Below are 17,985 nucleotides of genomic sequence, written 5' to 3'. Positions count from 1 at the left end.
CTCCTTACGTCGCACGCTAGATTCTTAGAAAGCCACCTTCCGAGTGAATCACTTGCCCCGTAATCCATTGGGCTTCTTCGCTCGCTAAAAAGCGAATTAAGCGCGCAGCATCATACGGAACGCCAATTCTCCCAAATGGGAACTTATGAATGAGCTTATGTTTGATTTCCTCATCCATCCACCCTGTATCTGTCGGTCCCGGGTTTACGGCATTAACCGTAATTCCCTTCGCAGCCACTTCAGCAGCAAATGTTTTGACAAATGCCTCCATCGCTCCTTTGGTCGTAGCATAGGCAACCTCTCCTAGCATCGGGCCTAACGATTGGCCAGATGTAAGCAAGATAATCCGACCTCCCTGATGTTTTTGGAATGCCTTCGCAAATTCGACACTTAACATGACCGGTGCCTTTACATTCAGCCAATAATGGCGATCAAGCATCTCACTAGTTAACGATTGATAATCAGCCCGATCAGAATAGCACGCATTATTCACTAAAATATCCGGCTCCCCTATCGTGTCCATGACAGCTTGTAATACTTGGCTTGGTGACTCTTCCCGTGATAAGTCTATTTCGATACATTCACACGTTACTCCTAATTGCTCTACTTTTCTTTTGATAAGCTCTGGTTCATTTTGTTCCATCCCCCATGGCATGGACTCATCGTAGGCACTCCAATATGTAAAAAAGATGTGAGCTCCCGCTTCTGCTAACGCCTGACAAATGGCTGCGCCAATTCCTTTAGTTCGGCTGACGCCTGTTACGATAGCAATTTTTCCGTGTAGTGATAGTGTGACAGACAAAATAATCCCTCATTTTTAATATTTATAAAATTAGTTAAATTCTACATTTAATGTATCATAAAAAAGAGGAAAGAGCGAACCTTTTCTTGCTCTTATGTAAATAAAAACACGATATCGATCATCAACCCTGTGACAAATAAATGAATCAAACAAAATTCCATAATGTCTTTTGCTTTTGATCTAGCAATCGCCAAGACCGAAAGTGCCCAAAACGGTTAAATGAGGTTCTCCCCACACCACTGCCATGACCGTTACTGCGGGCGGAATGCCCAGATCCGCGAGCATCAGCTGCGCTTGTACAGCCCATTGTCTGCCACCGAAGGGTACGGAGCCCGGCGCAAAATCGGACACGTGACTTCATTGGAAATCGACACAAACCATTGCGACACACTCTCTCCTAACCCCGCTGACACCACAATGCCCATGATCCCAGCAAAAACGGAAATTGGATAATCATGCTGCTTGCTCCCTTTACTGCTTACTGGACCTCTTTCCAAAAGCGACGCGGACGAACATGAAGCAAAATCTCTAAAATTCACAATGCTTAAATCGATCTTGAATTCGTTTTTCACAAAATAAAACACGATATGCGATCATGAACGACATAAGTGCACTATTTCCCAATTTTTCTGTCGGTGTCGACGGTTAAAAGGTTAAATCCTCATCTTTCGTTTCTTCTGCTAGCAGACCGGGCCTACTGTCAATGCTTCTTTTTCGTTGTATTACAACGATGGTTAAGTGGCAAGAAAATCGTCTCGCTCGTTGGAATGATTCCGGCTCAGCTGGTGATGTCAGTGTGAGCGTCTATGCAGGAACAAAGACGACAAGCGTTAAAAGCAGCACAAACAAATATGAATCCGGTAACTATCGTTGCATCAATTTATTTGGCTATAGCGTTGCTGTGCAAAACATCCAATTCTCCCTTAATCATTCTTACTAAAATATACTTTTGAGGGATGTCCTCTATGCTCAACAAAACGGCCATGCACCTACAATAAACGATAAGTGCATGGCCGTTAAGTAAGCGTTATGAAACTGTTATAACGTTTCGGTGCCGCCCTTTCTTTGAAAATTTACGAATATAAGGGATGATCCAACGGTCGAATCCGAATTTTCCGGCGTTTGCACCAGCGACAAGAATGAAAACGGTGAGCAATATCATTTGCGGGTTGGTACTTGTTGTTCCCGAAAACATAAACGCAAAGTTCATTACAGCTCCCATCAATGCAGCGAAAGTTGTGAATATACCAAGAATAAGCGCAATCCCTACCAATGTTTCCCCCCACGGGACTAATACGTTAAACAGTCTGACATTTGGTAATGCAACGTTTTCTATAAAGGAAGCCCACCAGCCTTGGACCGCCGGATGCTCCCCAGATGCTTGAGCAAGTGCTCCTTTTAAAAACCCCGTTGCATCGAATCCTTCTGTGATTTTGTGCCATCCTGCTGTAAGCCAAGCATATCCAAGATATAGACGGAATATCGTTAATATCGCAGCAGCACTAACACGTTCCCGCAACCATTTCACAACCATTGTCCATCTCCCCTTCTTTTTATTCTTCCTTATGCTTTTATCGTATCACGTTTTTTCTCAAACAAAATGATTTTGTTCACTATTTCACAAATTATTAATAAATCTATTACAAAATTCGTAAATCCCTGGAACTTTTAATCTCCTTTCACCTTAGTTCGTATATTTGGGGCGGTCTTAAACTCCACACCTTTTTCTTTTTTAAATTATGTCGTAAAATTAAACTATAAATGGAATGCTATTCAATGAATAGATATTCAAAGGTGAGGTCAATGAATGAAAAAAAGAAACGAACCTCTTGCTCCCCATCAAATCTTTGCCCTAAATTCGAAGCGGCAATGAAATTATTAAGCAAACGATGGGTGGGGCTCATTATTAGTCAATTATTAGAAGGAAAGAAGCGATTTTCTGAGATTGAGGCATCTATTCCAATCAGCGGCAAATTGCTATCAGAACGGTTAAAAGAGTTAGAAGAAGCAGATATTGTCGAACGGAAAGTATATCCCGAGACACCTGTACGGATCGAATACTCTTTAACAGAAAAAGGACAAGCGCTCAAGTCCGTCATTGAAGCAATTGAACAATGGGCACAAGTATGGGCAAAAACGGACCTATAGACGTCGCGAGAAAAAGCCAGCTTTTCCGGCTGGCTTTTATACGTTGATGAGCTTATCCAATCCTTTCAGTTCTAAATGGTCAAAGATTTGCTGGACTTTGTCTTCGTTCGCTTCCCATTTTGCTTCTTCCAAACGCAAGGCAATTGGAATATCACAATAAATCTTCGCAAGTTTCCTTGATAAATGTAACATGTCCAAATGTTCTCGCAGTTTTTGCCGCTGCGACTCTGTCAGCAGATGAATATTTTCTAAAATCCCTTCAATGGAGCCATACTGTTGTACAAGTTTCAGTGCTGTTTTCTCTCCAATGCCACGAACTCCTGGATAATTGTCGCTCGCGTCCCCCATCAGCGCTTTCACATCGATAAATTGCCGCGGTAAAATTCCTTTTTCTTGCTGAAAACGCTCCAGCGTATAAACATTGTAATTTCCGATTCCTTTTCCAAGCAAATATACGGTTACCATTTCCGAAAGAAGTTGCAAAATATCTTGATCGCCCGTCAAAATGGAGATGTTCATTTTTGTTTCCCATTGCTTTGTGAGAGTTCCGATACAATCATCCGCTTCCGCTCCTAATACTCCGATGTTCGGAATGTCAAAAGCAGAAACAACTTCTTTAACCAACTCAAACTGCGGCACGAGTTCAAGCGGGGGCTCTCCACGATTTGCTTTATACTGCGGAAACATTTCCGTCCGAAACGTTGTGCTTCCCATATCCCAGCAACATACGACATGAGTCGGCCCGATTGCGCGAACAGCTGCTATTAGGTGTTTGACAAATCCATGTATAGCGTTCGTCGGGATTCCCTGGCTATTGAACATAAAATCACCGTTGATCGCCGTGGCATAAAACGAGCGAAATAATAACGCCATTCCGTCGATAAGCAATAACTCTCGGTCATTTCCTTTCATCGGTTCTTTCCTTTCCCTTTTATCTTTTAAGTTACCATAATATTTTTATTGTATATTTTGTATATTAAAACCTATTTTTCCTTTGTCAATCGTACATCCCTTTCCTCGTAAGATAAGAAGACGCATTTTGCGGTGAAAACATTATGGGAATGATACAGGGCTGTGAATATATCGAACGAATCAATCGATTGAAGTCGACCGTATGGAGCATGGCAAACAAATAGAAGGAAGCATATCCGGTTATCAGATCCCCCTGCCCTCACCGGTATGATAAACAGCCGAGCCAAACTGCACGACTTACAGCTCGATCCGAACAAACAAGACATGATACGTCTGGAGATCTAGATTAAGAAATGGACGCGAAAACAGAGCAATATGGAACAATGGTTCCCGATCTTTCTCTTTTTATTTTATATCGATGTCTGTATCCGCGCTGTTCTGAAATCGTTCAATTTCTTAGTTCAAGCGGGATGGTGAAAACGACTTTGCCTCTCCGATTTGTCCGGGTTTAGGCCAGTAATCACAAACTGGAACATTGACCGTTGAAGACAACGTTCGCTTATTTCGACTAGCGTAAAATACGACGATGAACGCATTCGGTACAAGACAAATACTTTACGAACGATTCTTCTTCGGTGACCCGTTGAAAATTTTCTGTCTCGGTCTACAATAGCTATGATAAAACAGCATGCATGTCAAACAACTGTTTAAACAGCAGCACATTTTTCTAAACATCATGAATATGCGTTTGTTATAACAGCTTTTTTAAGATGATTTTTGGTTCTCCTTTTTCATCTGTATAAGTGCCAATAATGTCAAACCCGTGACGCAAATTTAAAATGAGCATATGCCGCCATTTATTTTTCGTCTTTGTCGTGACAACTTGATAACCACGTTCTTTCAACCAATCATGCTGCATCTTCATTAACGTCGAGCCGATTCCTATTTGGCGATAGGCGCTGTCCACACCGCCAATCCAGCTGTAAAATTCCCCTTTTTCTTGTTCGTATCCCATTTTAAATCCAATTACTTTTTCCCCGTCCAATGCCAAAAGAACAAGAAGATTTTCAACCTTTCTCATTTTTTCGCGAATCGTCACAGAAGATGTTTGGAAAATCGTTTCATACAGATCCATGATTTGTTTCACAACATCGTTCGGAGGCATACCGTTATACATTTGATATTTGATCATAAGCCCTCTTCCTCTTCAAAAATTTGAACATTCCACCTATTTCGTATTATACTAGAATTCTACATATCCTGAAAAACAAGGAGTGAGAACAGATGAATGAATTAGAGCAAAACCTTGAGAAGTATGCTGCGCTTGCCGTTTCTATTGGTGTGAACGTTCAATCCGGACAAACGCTTGTGGTCAACGCACCACTTGACGCTGCCGTGCTCGTTCGAAAAATCGCAAAAAAAGCATACGAAGCCGGGGCAAAACATGTATACGTCGAATGGAATGATGAGGACCTTACATACATTAAATACAAACATGCTCCTGATGAAGCGTTTTTGGAATATCCAATGTGGCGCGCTAAAGGAATGGAACAGCTTGCTGAAGAAGGGGCTGCTTTTTTAACCATTTACTCACCGAATCCTGATTTATTGAAAGACATCGATCCAAAACGAATCGCAAACTTCACCAAAACAGCTTCTCAGGCACTAAGCAACTACCGCAGTGCTTTGATGGCCGATAAAAACTGTTGGTCGCTTATCTCCGTCCCAACTCCCGCATGGGCGAAAAAGATATTCCCAGATTTAACAGAAGAACAAGCGATATCCAAGCTTTGGGATGTCATTTTTGATGTCACACGGGTTAGCTTGGCAGATCCTATTCAAGCATGGCAAGAGCATAATGACCGACTTGCAAAAATGGTTGAATATTTAAACAGCAAACAGTATAAACAACTTATTTATGAGGCACCCGGAACGAATTTAACTGTAGACCTTGTCGACAATCACGTCTGGCACGGTGGCGCGGCGGTGAGCGAAAACGGTGTTCGCTTTAACCCAAATATCCCAACCGAAGAAGTGTTTACGATGCCACATAAAGACGGCGTAAACGGAATCGTCCGCAACACAAAACCGTTAAACTATGGTGGCAACCTCATCGACGGGTTCACCCTTACGTTTAAAGACGGAAAGGTAGTCGATTTTACGGCGGAAAAAGGTTATGAAACATTAAAGCATTTGTTAGATACTGATGAAGGAGCGCGCCATTTAGGCGAAGTCGCCCTCGTTCCGCACCAATCGCCGATTTCAGCATCGAACCTTATTTTTTACAATACATTATTTGATGAAAATGCTGCTTGTCACTTAGCACTAGGCAAAGCATACCCAACAAACATCAAAGACGGAGCCGCGATGTCGAAAGAAGAATTGGCCCAGCATGGCGTCAACGATAGCCTCATTCACGAAGACTTTATGATTGGCTCTGCTGAACTCAACATCGACGGCGTAACAAAAGATGGCAAGCGTGAACCGATCTTCCGCAACGGAAACTGGGCGTTTGAGCTAGAATAATGAAGTGATAAGCCGGGACACCGTTTTATACTCTTTATTGATCACTAGTTGGTCACAAAACTGAATATGTACGCTTCATAGGTTATCGAACTGGCTAGCCACGTCTTTCTGCATGCTTGGGAGGACGTGGCTATATTTTGTGTATGGAAGAGTATCCTAATCGTTCAACAAAATTAGAGACTTAATCGTATAGGTAAGCTTTTCACACCAAAAACAAACGGACTTTGAATGGGTTCAAGTTCAACATGTTCTACTCGTTCTAGCTTAGAAAAGGACGTTAATAACATAGAAAGGGCAACTTTTGCTTCTAGTCGGGCTAGAGGAGCACCTAAACAGAAATGAATGCCAAACCCAAAGGATAAATGCGGATTTGGATGGCGTTCCAGCATAAAACGATCAGGTTGTGCAAACTTTTGCTCATCCCGATTTGCTGCCGCTACCCAGCTAATCACTTGAGCTCCCTTACGAATCGTATAACCACCGATTTCTACATCTTCCGTCGCCATACGACCAATTGCTTGGACTGGGGGATAGAAACGAAGAGTTTCTTCTACTAAATTGGGAACTAAAGAAAGATTTGTTCGGACTTGTTCTTGTATATCTGTATCTTCTACCATGTAACGAACAGCGTTAGCAATTAGATTCGTTGTCGTTTCGTTTCCTGCGACTAATAGTAAAATACAGAAGCCCAGCAGCTCTTCTTCTGTTAATTTTTCTCCATCAATTTCTGCTGCCAATAATAAAGAGATGAAATCATCTTTAGGGCTACGTTGTCGCTCCTGAATAATGTCTTTAAAATATCCATTTAGAAACATCGTTCCTTCCTGTCGCTTTTTCATCATCACTTTGAAGGCTTCATCCGAACCATCCTCAGCTCCTGCAACAAGAATATCAGAGTAGGTTTTAAAAAGTTCTCTATCTTTGGTAGGGACTCCTAATAATTCGGCGATAATAATGACAGGAAGCGGACCAGCAAAATCATGAATCATATCCATTGTTCCTTTTGCCTTTACTTGATCTAAAAGGAAGGTGGTTACATCCTGAATTCGTTGGGTGAGCTCGTTAACGGCTTTGGGAGTAAAAGCTTTGTTAATAAGATTTCTCATTTTTGTATGTTTGGGCGGATCCATTTTTAATATATTTCCTTGTTTGTTGCCAACCCCACGATTAGACGAAAACAACTTTGGATTCTTTAAGATGTAATGAACATCCTCGTACCTAAATACATCCCAACATGCTCGAGTTTGATCATATCTTACTGGCGTTGTTTTACGAAGAGTGTCATAGATTGAAAAAGGAAACAATCGATCTTGAATGGATTGAATCTCTTTCATAGGAATAAGGTTTGCATAACGCTCTGTTTCGGATGTTGTATTCTTTCCGGTTGTCATGATTTCACCTCTCCTTTTTGCCTCATAAATATAGAAATCATTTCCATAAATCAGTTCACATATTAAACGTAGCACTCCCATAAATTCTTATCAACGGACATAATATGAAATTTTTGTCAAGTAAAATGTTTTTTATGATTCTGAAATATTTTGAAGCTACATAATATCCGTTTCCCCTTTTTCACTTGGGCTTTTCGCTTGAAATTCTCGATTTCAGGAGACAAAATCCTCCGTTGTACATCCGAACCACTCGAACCGAAAGTCCCACCAATCTTGTCACAGGTGTTATGCATGTGGCATTTGAGCCCCCTCTTATCACCTATCGATCTGTATAACAGCAAAATTGCGCTTGGAGAGGCTCAATCTCGTTCGGTGATGGGCACGTCAGAAGATCGAACTGTGCACGGAGCCAGCCCACATTCCGATCAAGGGTTTCAGCATATATCCAACCCATATATAATCGGATTGAGGGGAAATCTTAGCCCTTCATCCATGGAAAGGGAAACTTGCACCGAGTCCTTCTTTTCCCATCTTAAAATAGAGGAAAAGCTTCTATAAAGCACCGCACATCATATCTGGTTTTTGCAATCATGAATGCTTTCAGAAAAAACTAACCAGTGTGCACCGAAGAATACTGGAACATACTGGATTCTTAGTCTTTTTATAATCGTCTGCTTGACAGGGGGAAGACCAAGAAGACATATGTCCCCTTTTTCCAACTGTCTACACAAGAAGGATAAGACCATAAAGAGCAAAATCAAACTATTTTCTGTTTTCGCGTCGTGACTTTTCTTTTGGCATTCTATTCTAGCTGCATTAATTCTTTCTTTATTATGGTTTTCTCCAATAAATACGAGGTTTTTAGGGAATTTTATTGATCGTCACTGATAGACATACTGAAATAAATGAGTGTGCTCTTCATCGCCTCGAAACTGCAGAAAGCCTTTGATACGGTTAGTAGACTCAAACCATTCATCAAATTCCTCTTTTATTACTGAACCTTGAAATTGATAAGCCCTGGTTTGCATGTGCAAGTGATGATGCACATGCAATTCTTCATGGCTATCGACAGAAGAACGATTTGGCTGGCTGAGTGCTTCTATCGAATGCTGGAGTAATTGGTTAAATATACCTTCGCTCTTGGATGATTTCTATTATTTCTTTTTGAACTCACCCCCGTTCTTCCTCGGTAATGAAATCTACTTTATTGATTAATACATGGCGCCATGTCTTACTTATTCTTCGATCAGCTTCTTTACTTGTATCGTCACAATTTGAAATATTATTTTCTTCAGATTTATAATGATTGCAGTTCTGATACAAATATTAAGGTTTGAAAAAGGCATATAGGTTCATTCCTAACGACACTAAGATTTTGCTACAATTTTAAATAATTGATCAATGGACTCTACTTGATTTTGGACAGACTTCTCTCGTAAAAAAGTTATCCTTTTTCGACCATATCCATCGCTTTAATTCCCCATATGATATATGTTAAGAATAATTTCAATCCTAACATAGAACAAATCCGTCTCTTTATGAAACAGCGATCTTGTTCTACAATATTGTTCAGATATCGAATTTGTCTAAGTTGCATGCCGACCGGCATACTTTTTTCTTTTCAGCTATTTTCGGTTTAAGGTAAGCTATTAAATAGTAAACGGGCAACTACCCATTGGATCTCTTACGATCGCTTAGAGAATAAATTTCCTAAAGTAGATGTTGTAGACGAAGGACGAAGCATAACATCTGGCGGAATTTCAGCTGATATCAATATGTTATTCCATATTCCATATTGCAAAACGCCTTCTCGAGATTGAAATAACAAAAACGACAGCAAAGAGAATGGAGTACGGTATATAGCCATTAGATTCAATAAAGTGAAGTAATACAAATATTAAATATTTAGGTGAAGTTACGAACTTCTGAATATAAAAAATCCTTTGTATGTGGGAATAAACCAATATAAGCATATAAGGAGCAAGTTCAATATGAATTTAAAACTACAGCTTACACGGGCATTCTTCTTAAGTTTAGCTTCGGTTATAGGGTTTGGTTTAGTAGCTATCCTAGTTGGTGAACAAAAGATTGCACAATTTGACAGTGCGGTTACATCGTTCATTCAAGGGCTTGAGTCACCTACAATGACAATAATTATGAAGTTTTTTACTACGATTGGATCTATACCTGTCGTTATTATTCTCTCTATTCTTGTACTCCTTTTTTGTACAAAGTGTTACATCATCGTACAGAGCTTATATTATTTTTGGCAGTTATTATAGGCGCGGCAATTCTTAATCAAGCATTAAAATTTACATTTGAACGTGCTCGTCCAACTGCGCACCGGCTTATCCAGGAAAGTGGATACAGTTTTCCTAGTGGGCATTCTATGGAGGCATTCGCTTTATATGGCATACTTGCATTTTTACTATGGCGCCATACCTCTACTCGAATTGGCCGCAGTTTTTTAATTCTTATCAGCATAATAATGATTGTTATAATTGGCACAAGCCGTATTTACCTCGGCGTACATTATCCGAGCGATGTGCTAGGCGGCTATTTAGCAGGTGGGTTCTGGTTAGCTGCAGCTATTTGGATCTACCAACACTATATGGAAAGTCGTAAATGACAAAATAAAATGTTATAATCTTAAGATAGTTTTAGAATCCGTATTAGTTTTCATGAGTGATTGAACCTGTAAACAGGAAGAAGCTTTTAAGGAAAGGGAAGAAACTTTATTCAAGAATCTTGCATTGGAAAAAAACTAGCTTTGTCCATTTCCTCGTAGATACTATTACATATCAACCTATTGAAACAGCAAAACATAATCCTTATCTTGTACATAAGAAGCTTGATGAAATTTTTAGTACTCTTTCGGGGACAGCTGGCCATCGGACTCCCTTATGTATCATTTCACAATCATTTGGTTATAGTAAATTTATATCATAAAGGATGAGGAAAGCATGATATCTAAAAGGCCAAAACAATCAAAGAAATCAAAGCGCTTAGCTAGTTTTTCGCTTGCCGTTATGGGGACAGGCTTTGTCGCAACCCTTCATTTTCAAGGATCGTTTCTAGGAGACCTATTACAAGGAGGCTTTGAGGCAGGGCTTGTGGGTGGATTAGCTGACTGGTTCGCCGTTACTGCCTTATTCCGACATCCAATGGGGTTGCCTATCCCCCATACGGCTCTTTTGCCTAAAAATCGGAAAAGAATGACAAAAGCACTTGTCTCTACACTTGAAAATGACTGGCTTTCAAAAGAAAGTATTAGAAATAAAATCAAACAAATCAATTTTACAGAGAAAATATTTCCTGTCCTTGAGAGAGAGCTTCATTCTGATCCAATTAAAAAGGGCGCTGTGTCACTCGCTACACAAATGATCAGCCAGATTAATCTTGAAAAAGTTACCCCTTTTGTTGAAAAAGAAATAAAGTCTGCTTTTCACTCAATGGAAATGAGCGCGGTCCTTCAGTCTGCCATCAATCAGGCGCTCATTCGGGAATATGACGAGAAGGCGTTAGATTATCTTCTTGGCAAGGCAGAGGAATGGATAAAGAAAAGTAATACGAAGAATCAACTCGGCAACATAGCAATACGCGCACTTGACAATATAGAGGTAGACGGTTTTCTGCAATTTGCGCTGAAGTCTTTTCAGACTCTGTTAAATGAAGAAAAACTCGGCAGCATACTACAAAATCTTCTCCTTAGAGTTGTAAGCAATTTGCGCCAGATTGATAATACGAACAGGAAGGCTTTGCTTTTACATGTTCGTACGGAGTTGCAAAGCATAAAAGACAATAAGAACCTGTTAAAAGAAATCGAAAATTGGAAAGACCATCTTATTGCTGAGTGGGAACCTGCTGAAAAAATAACTGAAATCTTGCAGAAAACTCAGCAGAAAGTGTTGGCCTTTGTTCAAGACAGCAAGTTTACGGATATGTATCTTCTCCCCTTTTTAACACGATTAATGAACCATTTAAAAGAAGATCAAGCAAAAATCAATACCATTGAAAACTGGATACAAAAGCAAATCACAAATCTTGTTGAAGAGAATCATTCAAAAATAGGCAAGCTTGTACAAGAGAATCTGGATAAGTTAGATGATGAAACGCTTATTCATATGATGGAAGATAAAATCGGAAAAGACCTGCAGTGGATTCGGGTGAATGGAGCTATTTGCGGTTTTATTATCGGGATTTTTTTAACGGAAATCAAAGCGCTGATTTAATGGTTCTGGTGCAAAAATAATCAGATAGCAAGACCAAAATGAATATGAACCAATCAACAGGAGTACACTCTGTTCGTAATTAAAAACTTTATGACGATTTAATGACACAAAACAGCCACAATGTTTGGTATTTCGCTATATTTTTTCCCCAGAACCGCAACATTAATCAAAGATACTTTCGTTTAGAAGATAAAAAAATTACAGAGAGAGAACTTATAGAATAGAAGGTCAAAAATTGGCGATGCAAGGTTCTTATCAAAGAAAAGCATCGGCTAAAGAAACAATCCCTTATCTTTTAGGTGTAAAGACATATGTAGAAGAATATCTGTTAAGTTATGACGCTGCTATATCCTCCCTACAGAATGATATAAAACTGGGAGGAAAAGATCGAAAAGTTTTAAAAGATTAGCTATGTTAAAAAAGTATAGTAGGCAGTGGCACGGACTGAATATGTCCTCAGAACAGTTTATATATTTATAGAAATCTATGGTTGTGACCATACACTCAGTCTTATAAAAGTGTGGTTAGATGAGAATATAACCTAAGAGTAAAAATCAAGTTGAATAATAAGTCTGGGAGTGATGGTTATGTTAAGGTCAATATGGGTAATCATAACGATACCCTTAGTAGTCATTCATTTCGCCATTCTATACTTTTGGGTTTTCGATTGGCGAAAATTGGTTACACAAGTAGGCTTAATAAGTTGGATTGGCTCAATTATATTGGGAACTCTCGTCTATTTTGCTTATCGAAAGTTCATTAGAAACCAGAAGTTTACTGTTATCAGTAGAAAAGTATTATTCAGTTCGACTTTAATGACCATCGTTTTAGGTGTTCTTGCGTTAATCATTGAAGCAATTGCAAGGTCAATGCCGTAGAAGGGGATTGATTTACGCACTCCTTTTAATTATTTTAACGGTTGTGAATTTTACTCGTTGACAAGAGGCAAGGTTCTTTCACTTGTTCTTTTTTGGGTATCTTCTTATGATGCCAGAATAAGTAGTTATCAAGGCATTTCGTTACCACACCTTGAAACCTATCCATCCACTTTTTCAAACGAGTATGATACCCGTTGACGTGTTGAATAGGGTAAATTCCCTTCTTCGTATAGGTACCTACATTAATAGCTTCGTATTGTAATCCCTTCATTGTAGCGAATTTTTTATTTTATAGTTGGTCGCTGTATCTGTGCATAGAAAAACATAGATGTCACTATGTTTTCTTAACCCCATCAATTTCCATAGCCGTAATACGACCTTTTTCTGCCGTTTTGGAAAGGATTTGACCATTTCTATCATGAAGTTGTTCTTTGGAAATACCATGTTTTTTGGCGGCACTGCCACGTTTATGATCCTTTCTGTAAATGATAAATTTTTTTGCCTTTTTCATTCTCTAAAAAGTATGTCTCATCACTTTCCATAATCTCTTTTAGGGTCTGATGGCCCAGAGCACAGACAGTATATAAAATTTTGTGTCATCCATAAATGCAGTTGAAATGTGAATATGGAGTACTTCTTCTATTTTTGGCAATGTATAATCTTCAACCGTCATTCAAAGTACTTTATTCTCGTACCTGACAATGAGCTACCTGTTATATCGTTAGTTCTAATAGAGATAGCGTTGGCAAAAACGATATTTTTCATTACGTTTCACAGACATATTTCCACAGTGAACACACGTTAATCTTTTAAAAAAGCGAGTTTCCCGAAATTCCCCGACCATTTTTGAATGTCGGCTTTTGCCTCTGGAAACAAGTCTTTTTAATTTAATAGCTACACATCATTCCAACCGCTCTTTCTTTGGAAGTATATAGAAATCTTTGTAAACATCGTGCCACGCCATGCCATACGGAACACCCTTTCTACATTCTGTAATTCTATTACACAATTATGTCCTATATAGCTATAGCAACAATTTATACAAAAATAGCCTATATTAAATACTATTTTATCTCTTGATACATTAACTATATTTTTAATATATTGAACGTGTTGCAAAACGCATAACGGGTGCATAAAAGGACGCAAAAAATCCACCGTCTTGGAAATCATATACAGTGACCAAAAACACATTTCCAAGGGGTGGACACTATCATGATTTCCAATTTTGTTATCGAACATGCACTGAATAGCGAAATGGATCCTCTTTTACAGGCTTTATTTCAATACATCGATCAACTTTCTTTACCAGAAACACCTTATATAACCGGGCGACCACCGATTTCGAAAAAATCATTGTTAAAATGTTTCTTTTTAAAAACCTATTTTTCCATTGATTCTTTACGTCAGTTAGTGGAAACACTCGATCGCTTTGGCTACTTCCGGCGTATTTGTGGACTCAAAGAGGTTCCACATCTTTCTACGTTTTCACGTGCAGGTAAGTGGTTTCGAGAACAAGGATTTTCCACATTTAATGCTCGACTTCTAAAAGATTTAGGTGTTCGGTATCCCAAAATTGTCATCATCGACAGTACGGCACTCCGAAGCAGTTTTTATGATTCTCAAGCGAGATGGGGGATTTCGACTCGGTATAACTGGTTCAAAGGATATAAGTTGCACCTTTGTACAACCACAGAAGGAATCGTCCTATCCCATGTCTTCACGACTGCGAATCGAAATGATGCAGCCGTTGCGCTCGAATTATTTCCATCTTTAAAGGAATGGAAGATTGAATTTGCCCTTGGAGATGCCGCCTATGACAGTGAAAAAGTCCGTCAAATGGCGGAACAAACAGGGATCTTTTTCGTTTCACCGATTAATCCTCGAAATGGTGATGAACGAAAAGATGCCTACGGCCGGGTGATTCCTTCGTTTTTGAAAACAGAATTCGGAAAGTGGTTGTTTGGTTTTCGCAACTCGATTGAGCAGACATTTAATCAGTTAAAGAATGACGGATTAGAACAGCCGCGTTGGTATGGGTTTCATCGCTATTTACTGCATGTACAATTATGCATTCTTATGCACAATTTTGAGTTTTTACTCTAGTTTTGCAACACCTTCTATATTGAATATTTTGTTTTACAATTGTATAATTTTTCTATATTATCCTTTTTAATAGTTTATAACCCTAAATTTTGAAACCGCTTTCAAAAAAGAAGGAGCTGATGTATTTATGCAGGTCAATACTAGCATTAAACAAGTACATACTCACAATCGAGAGTTTTCCAATGTAGCAAATCGGTTAGATCGCCTTCCTATTTCACGTGTACATTACCAAGTACTATTTGCTCTCTGTATTGTCTATTTCTTTGATCTTGCTGATTTGTTTACGTTAAGTAATGTTGCACCTGCTCTTATCGATCAGTGGGGCATCAGTTTAAAAACCATTGCAAACATAACAGCTTTCTCTTTCTTGGGGATGTTTTTAGGAGCTTCTTTAGGTGGATGGGTATCAGATCGGATCGGACGAAAGAAGGCATTATCTTGGTTTGTACTATTATTTTCTATATCATCTATGTTAAATGCTCTTGCATGGAATGTGCCGTCATTGATCGTGTTTCGATTCCTTACAGGAGTTGGAGTAGCAGCTGCCATGATTGTTACAAATAGCTATTTAGCAGAGTTTTTTCCTACCCACGTACGTGGAAAATACATTTCTTTTTGTGCGATGGTTGGTTTAATTGGTGTACCTATCACAAATGTCGTGTCCGCATTAGTCATTCCGTTAGGACCTTGGGGATGGAGACTTGTGTTTGTGTGGGGGGCAGTTGGAATGATTTATTCTCTTTTCTCTCGTCATTTGGAAGAGTCGCCACGCTGGCACGAAAATCGTGGAGAATTTGATAAAGCCAATGCAATTATGAGACGGATTGAGCAACGCGTTGAACAGGAAAAAGGCGCACTCCCTATCCCCAAAGAACCAATGCCTGTCAAAACGATTCAAAAGGCGGGCTATTTAGGATTATTTAAAGGAAGAAATCTTAAGATCACATTAGTATTGGCTGGGGTATGGATATTTGAAACGTTTGGATTTTACGGATTTGCATCATGGGTTCCCAGCCTGTTAAAAAGTAACGGTGTTACCATTGAAAAAACGCTGTGGTATAACGTTTTACAGTCTATTGGTGCCCCGTTAGGAGCCCTTATCGGATCGATGATCTCAGAAAAATTTCAACGCAAGTGGATTTTAGCTGTTAGTGCATTCCTGACAGCTATGGCAGGATTGTTGTACGGCATGACATTTATTCCACTAATCATTATCGTCTTCGGCTTCATTGTGAATGTCACGGAACGTGTTTTCACATCAAATTTATATGCTTATACCTCTGAACCATATTCAACAGAATATCGTTCTTCCGGGAGCGGCTTAGCTTACGGGCTTGGTCGTTTTTCCAATATATTTGGTTCTTTAATTGTAGGTTTTATTGCTATACATTTAGGCTATGTGAGTGTCTTTTTATTTATCGGAGGTTGTTGGTTAGCTTGTGCTGTACTATTAGCTCTTTTTGGACCAAATACCAATGCAAAACAAATTTAACAGTATACTGAACGAAGGCTTCCATCACGAATAAGTGATGGAAGTTCATATTTTAAACATGATCTCGTTGCCATGACCTACATTATAGCAACTGCTGTAGCTCTTCTGTCATCTTTTGAACCAACTCCGGTCTTCCGTGAAACTGAGCTGGGGTATTCTGAAAGAGCTCAATGTACCACTTACCCTCCCGCTTCACAGTAACGAGTGTATGATGCGTGTTAAGTTGGGGATCAATGTCTGACTGTCCGCGCGGCACCATGCCTGCAATCGCGCGTAGGACGGCAACTTCAGGACCCAAAAAGCGCACATTTCGAACTTTGCCTACGTAGACGGGAGTAGGGTGGTCGGCAAAGATTGGTTGAAGATGTGCAACGATCTCTGTCTTCCCTATTACATGGCTCCCATCAAATCCGATGAGTTCACCATCCTCCGCAAACGGCTCTGCCATAGCATCTGCACTACGCTTGTTCCATCCATCCAATAACTGTTGATAGAGTGCACGGATTTCAGTCTCTTGTCCTTCTGGGCTGATTCTTGATACTTCCATCCCTAAGCCCCCTTTCTGATATTCTTTACTTATTATAGCACTTTTGAGAAAAAAGAATAGAACTTATGTTTTGTTATTATAGTCTTAAATTGGGACTGACTCGTGCAATAGACAGGAAACAGAAAAGGCTGTGCTGTCGATTTTTTCAAAATTAAAAATGGCCCAAAAGTATCTGAAGGCTGGAGCCAGAGTATGATTTTCGATCACGACCATGTATATAATTCAATATTGCGAAAGATGGGGCAACCAATTCCTTCAAGAAGAGGCAGAAGGACTACAACCTCCAAAGGGAAACGAAAAAGAAGAGCTCGAAAGAATTCGTTAAGTGACAAAAACTTATTCGTTTAGAAACATCCGAATGCTTTGAGCAATATGACTTCCCAGGCCTGCTGGAAAGTCAAAAAAGCCGTTCATAAACACGTCCAATTTTATAACAAAGAACAGCCCAAAAGAAATGAAACAACCTTTCCCCAATGGAATATCGGAGAAAGGTTGCATAAACTTTCCGTTATTCTGCTTACTTGATAGGGGCAAGACCATTTTGAGCCTGCCCCATTTTTTAACGTCCCAGGAGAGATTCGAACTCCCGACCGACGGCTTAGAAGGCCGCTGCTCTATCCAGCTGAGCTACTGGGACACAATATTTAAGATATTTTTTCTCCGCCCTGCACTCAACACATTGGTCCAAAATTCCATTCGTACGGTACGCTGAAGCTGCTTTCCCAATGCTTACTCAAGCACGACATATCCTTCCGAACCAAAGAAAGCACAATTCGGAGAAACAATACAGAGTATGGTGGGCCTAAGTGGACTTGAACCACCGACCTCACGCTTATCAGGCGTGCGCTCTAACCAGCTGAGCTATAGGCCCATAAAAAAGCGGGTGATGGGAATCGAACCCACGACGTCAGCTTGGGAAGCTGAAGTTTTGCCACTAAACTACACCCGCAC

General features: G+C 39.7%; 16 protein-coding genes, 3 tRNA genes and 3 pseudogenes. 9 read left to right on the top strand and 13 right to left on the bottom strand.

All coding sequences use genetic code 11. The annotated features are described in order from the left end of the window. Positions 1–16: 16 nt before the first annotated feature. From HNR31_RS09295 to HNR31_RS09285, 3 genes and pseudogenes are all read right to left on the bottom strand, one after another. Positions 17–802, bottom strand: a complete 786-nt coding sequence (locus HNR31_RS09295) for an SDR family oxidoreductase (protein ID WP_181555969.1) — start codon at positions 800–802, stop codon at positions 17–19. A gap of 92 nt (positions 803–894) precedes the next feature. Further along, a pseudogene (locus HNR31_RS19275) lies at positions 895–1,005 on the bottom strand (TIGR00366 family protein); the annotation flags it as partial. An 81-nt stretch (positions 1,006–1,086) separates the two neighbouring features. Then, positions 1,087–1,374, bottom strand: coding sequence for a hypothetical protein (locus HNR31_RS09285; RefSeq protein ID WP_181555968.1), 288 nt, complete (start codon positions 1,372–1,374; stop codon positions 1,087–1,089). A 131-nt stretch (positions 1,375–1,505) separates the two neighbouring features. Here HNR31_RS09285 and HNR31_RS09280 point away from each other — a divergent pair, with 131 nt between their 5' ends. Next, positions 1,506–1,742, top strand: coding sequence for a hypothetical protein (locus HNR31_RS09280; protein WP_181555967.1), 237 nt, complete (start codon positions 1,506–1,508; stop codon positions 1,740–1,742). Positions 1,743–1,829: 87 nt separating this feature from the next. On the opposite strand, the gene HNR31_RS09275 is transcribed toward HNR31_RS09280, so the two are convergent. Next, positions 1,830–2,336, bottom strand: coding sequence for a DoxX family protein (locus tag HNR31_RS09275; RefSeq protein ID WP_181555966.1), 507 nt, complete (start codon positions 2,334–2,336; stop codon positions 1,830–1,832). A gap of 269 nt (positions 2,337–2,605) precedes the next feature. Between HNR31_RS09275 and HNR31_RS09270 the strand changes: the two genes are divergently transcribed. Then, positions 2,606–2,950, top strand: coding sequence for a winged helix-turn-helix transcriptional regulator (locus tag HNR31_RS09270; protein ID WP_181555965.1), 345 nt, complete (start codon positions 2,606–2,608; stop codon positions 2,948–2,950). A gap of 36 nt (positions 2,951–2,986) precedes the next feature. Here HNR31_RS09270 and HNR31_RS09265 read toward each other — a convergent pair whose 3' ends face one another. Beyond that, positions 2,987–3,862 carry a 5'-3' exonuclease gene (locus HNR31_RS09265; RefSeq protein WP_181555964.1) on the bottom strand — a complete coding sequence of 292 codons (876 nt, stop codon included), beginning with the start codon at positions 3,860–3,862 and terminating at the stop codon, positions 2,987–2,989. Positions 3,863–4,613: 751 nt separating this feature from the next. Next, on the bottom strand, positions 4,614–5,054 hold the full coding sequence (locus HNR31_RS09260) for a GNAT family N-acetyltransferase (RefSeq protein ID WP_233414501.1): 441 nt from the start codon (positions 5,052–5,054) through the stop codon (positions 4,614–4,616). A 92-nt stretch (positions 5,055–5,146) separates the two neighbouring features. On the opposite strand from HNR31_RS09260, the gene HNR31_RS09255 reads away from it, so the two are divergent. Continuing rightward, positions 5,147–6,388, top strand: a complete 1,242-nt coding sequence (locus tag HNR31_RS09255) for an aminopeptidase (RefSeq protein ID WP_181555963.1) — start codon at positions 5,147–5,149, stop codon at positions 6,386–6,388. Positions 6,389–6,561: 173 nt separating this feature from the next. Here HNR31_RS09255 and HNR31_RS09250 read toward each other — a convergent pair whose 3' ends face one another. Both HNR31_RS09250 and HNR31_RS18690 read right to left on the bottom strand, forming a co-directional pair. Then, a complete protein-coding gene (locus HNR31_RS09250) occupies positions 6,562–7,779 on the bottom strand; it encodes a cytochrome P450 (RefSeq protein ID WP_181555962.1) in 1,218 nt (405 codons plus the stop codon). A 1,367-nt stretch (positions 7,780–9,146) separates the two neighbouring features. Then, positions 9,147–9,400, bottom strand: a pseudogene (locus HNR31_RS18690) (IS6 family transposase); the annotation flags it as partial. A gap of 370 nt (positions 9,401–9,770) precedes the next feature. On the opposite strand from HNR31_RS18690, the gene HNR31_RS19105 reads away from it, so the two are divergent. From HNR31_RS19105 to HNR31_RS09235, 4 genes are all read left to right on the top strand, one after another. After that, a complete protein-coding gene (locus HNR31_RS19105; RefSeq protein ID WP_309505672.1) occupies positions 9,771–10,061 on the top strand; it encodes a hypothetical protein in 291 nt (96 codons plus the stop codon). Beyond that, positions 10,013–10,408 (top strand): phosphatase PAP2 family protein, encoded by a 396-nt coding sequence (locus tag HNR31_RS19100; RefSeq protein WP_308806521.1) that lies wholly within the window; start codon positions 10,013–10,015, stop codon positions 10,406–10,408. The genes HNR31_RS19105 and HNR31_RS19100 overlap by 49 nt, the downstream gene beginning before the upstream one ends. Before the next feature lie 334 nt (positions 10,409–10,742). After that, a complete protein-coding gene (locus HNR31_RS09240; protein ID WP_181555961.1) occupies positions 10,743–12,011 on the top strand; it encodes a DUF445 domain-containing protein in 1,269 nt (422 codons plus the stop codon). Positions 12,012–12,246: 235 nt separating this feature from the next. Beyond that, positions 12,247–12,420, top strand: a complete 174-nt coding sequence (locus HNR31_RS09235) for a hypothetical protein (protein ID WP_181555960.1) — start codon at positions 12,247–12,249, stop codon at positions 12,418–12,420. Between the two features lie 481 nt (positions 12,421–12,901). On the opposite strand, the pseudogene HNR31_RS09230 reads toward HNR31_RS09235, so the two are convergent. Continuing rightward, a pseudogene (locus HNR31_RS09230) lies at positions 12,902–13,853 on the bottom strand (IS1595 family transposase). Between the two features lie 251 nt (positions 13,854–14,104). On the opposite strand from HNR31_RS09230, the gene HNR31_RS09225 reads away from it, so the two are divergent. Both HNR31_RS09225 and HNR31_RS09220 read left to right on the top strand, forming a co-directional pair. Then, complete coding sequence (locus tag HNR31_RS09225; protein WP_374058300.1) at positions 14,105–14,995, top strand: transposase; 891 nt, start codon at positions 14,105–14,107, stop codon at positions 14,993–14,995. 127 nt (positions 14,996–15,122) lie between these two features. Beyond that, positions 15,123–16,487 (top strand): MFS transporter, encoded by a 1,365-nt coding sequence (locus HNR31_RS09220; protein ID WP_181555959.1) that lies wholly within the window; start codon positions 15,123–15,125, stop codon positions 16,485–16,487. Between the two features lie 82 nt (positions 16,488–16,569). Here HNR31_RS09220 and HNR31_RS09215 read toward each other — a convergent pair whose 3' ends face one another. From HNR31_RS09215 to HNR31_RS09200, 4 genes are all read right to left on the bottom strand, one after another. Further along, entirely contained in the window at positions 16,570–17,034 is a 465-nt protein-coding gene (locus HNR31_RS09215) for an SgcJ/EcaC family oxidoreductase (RefSeq protein WP_181555958.1), read from the bottom strand. Between the two features lie 563 nt (positions 17,035–17,597). After that, positions 17,598–17,671 (bottom strand) — tRNA-Arg (locus tag HNR31_RS09210). Positions 17,672–17,828: 157 nt separating this feature from the next. Then, positions 17,829–17,905: transfer RNA gene (locus HNR31_RS09205), tRNA-Ile, on the bottom strand. Between the two features lie 7 nt (positions 17,906–17,912). Beyond that, positions 17,913–17,983 (bottom strand) — tRNA-Gly (locus HNR31_RS09200). Positions 17,984–17,985 lie beyond the last annotated feature (2 nt).

This window comes from Thermaerobacillus caldiproteolyticus, assembly GCF_013761245.1.
GTDB classification, from domain to species: Bacteria; Bacillota; Bacilli; order Bacillales; family Anoxybacillaceae; genus Thermaerobacillus; species Thermaerobacillus caldiproteolyticus.
This window is presented reverse-complemented; position numbering and strand designations above follow the sequence as displayed.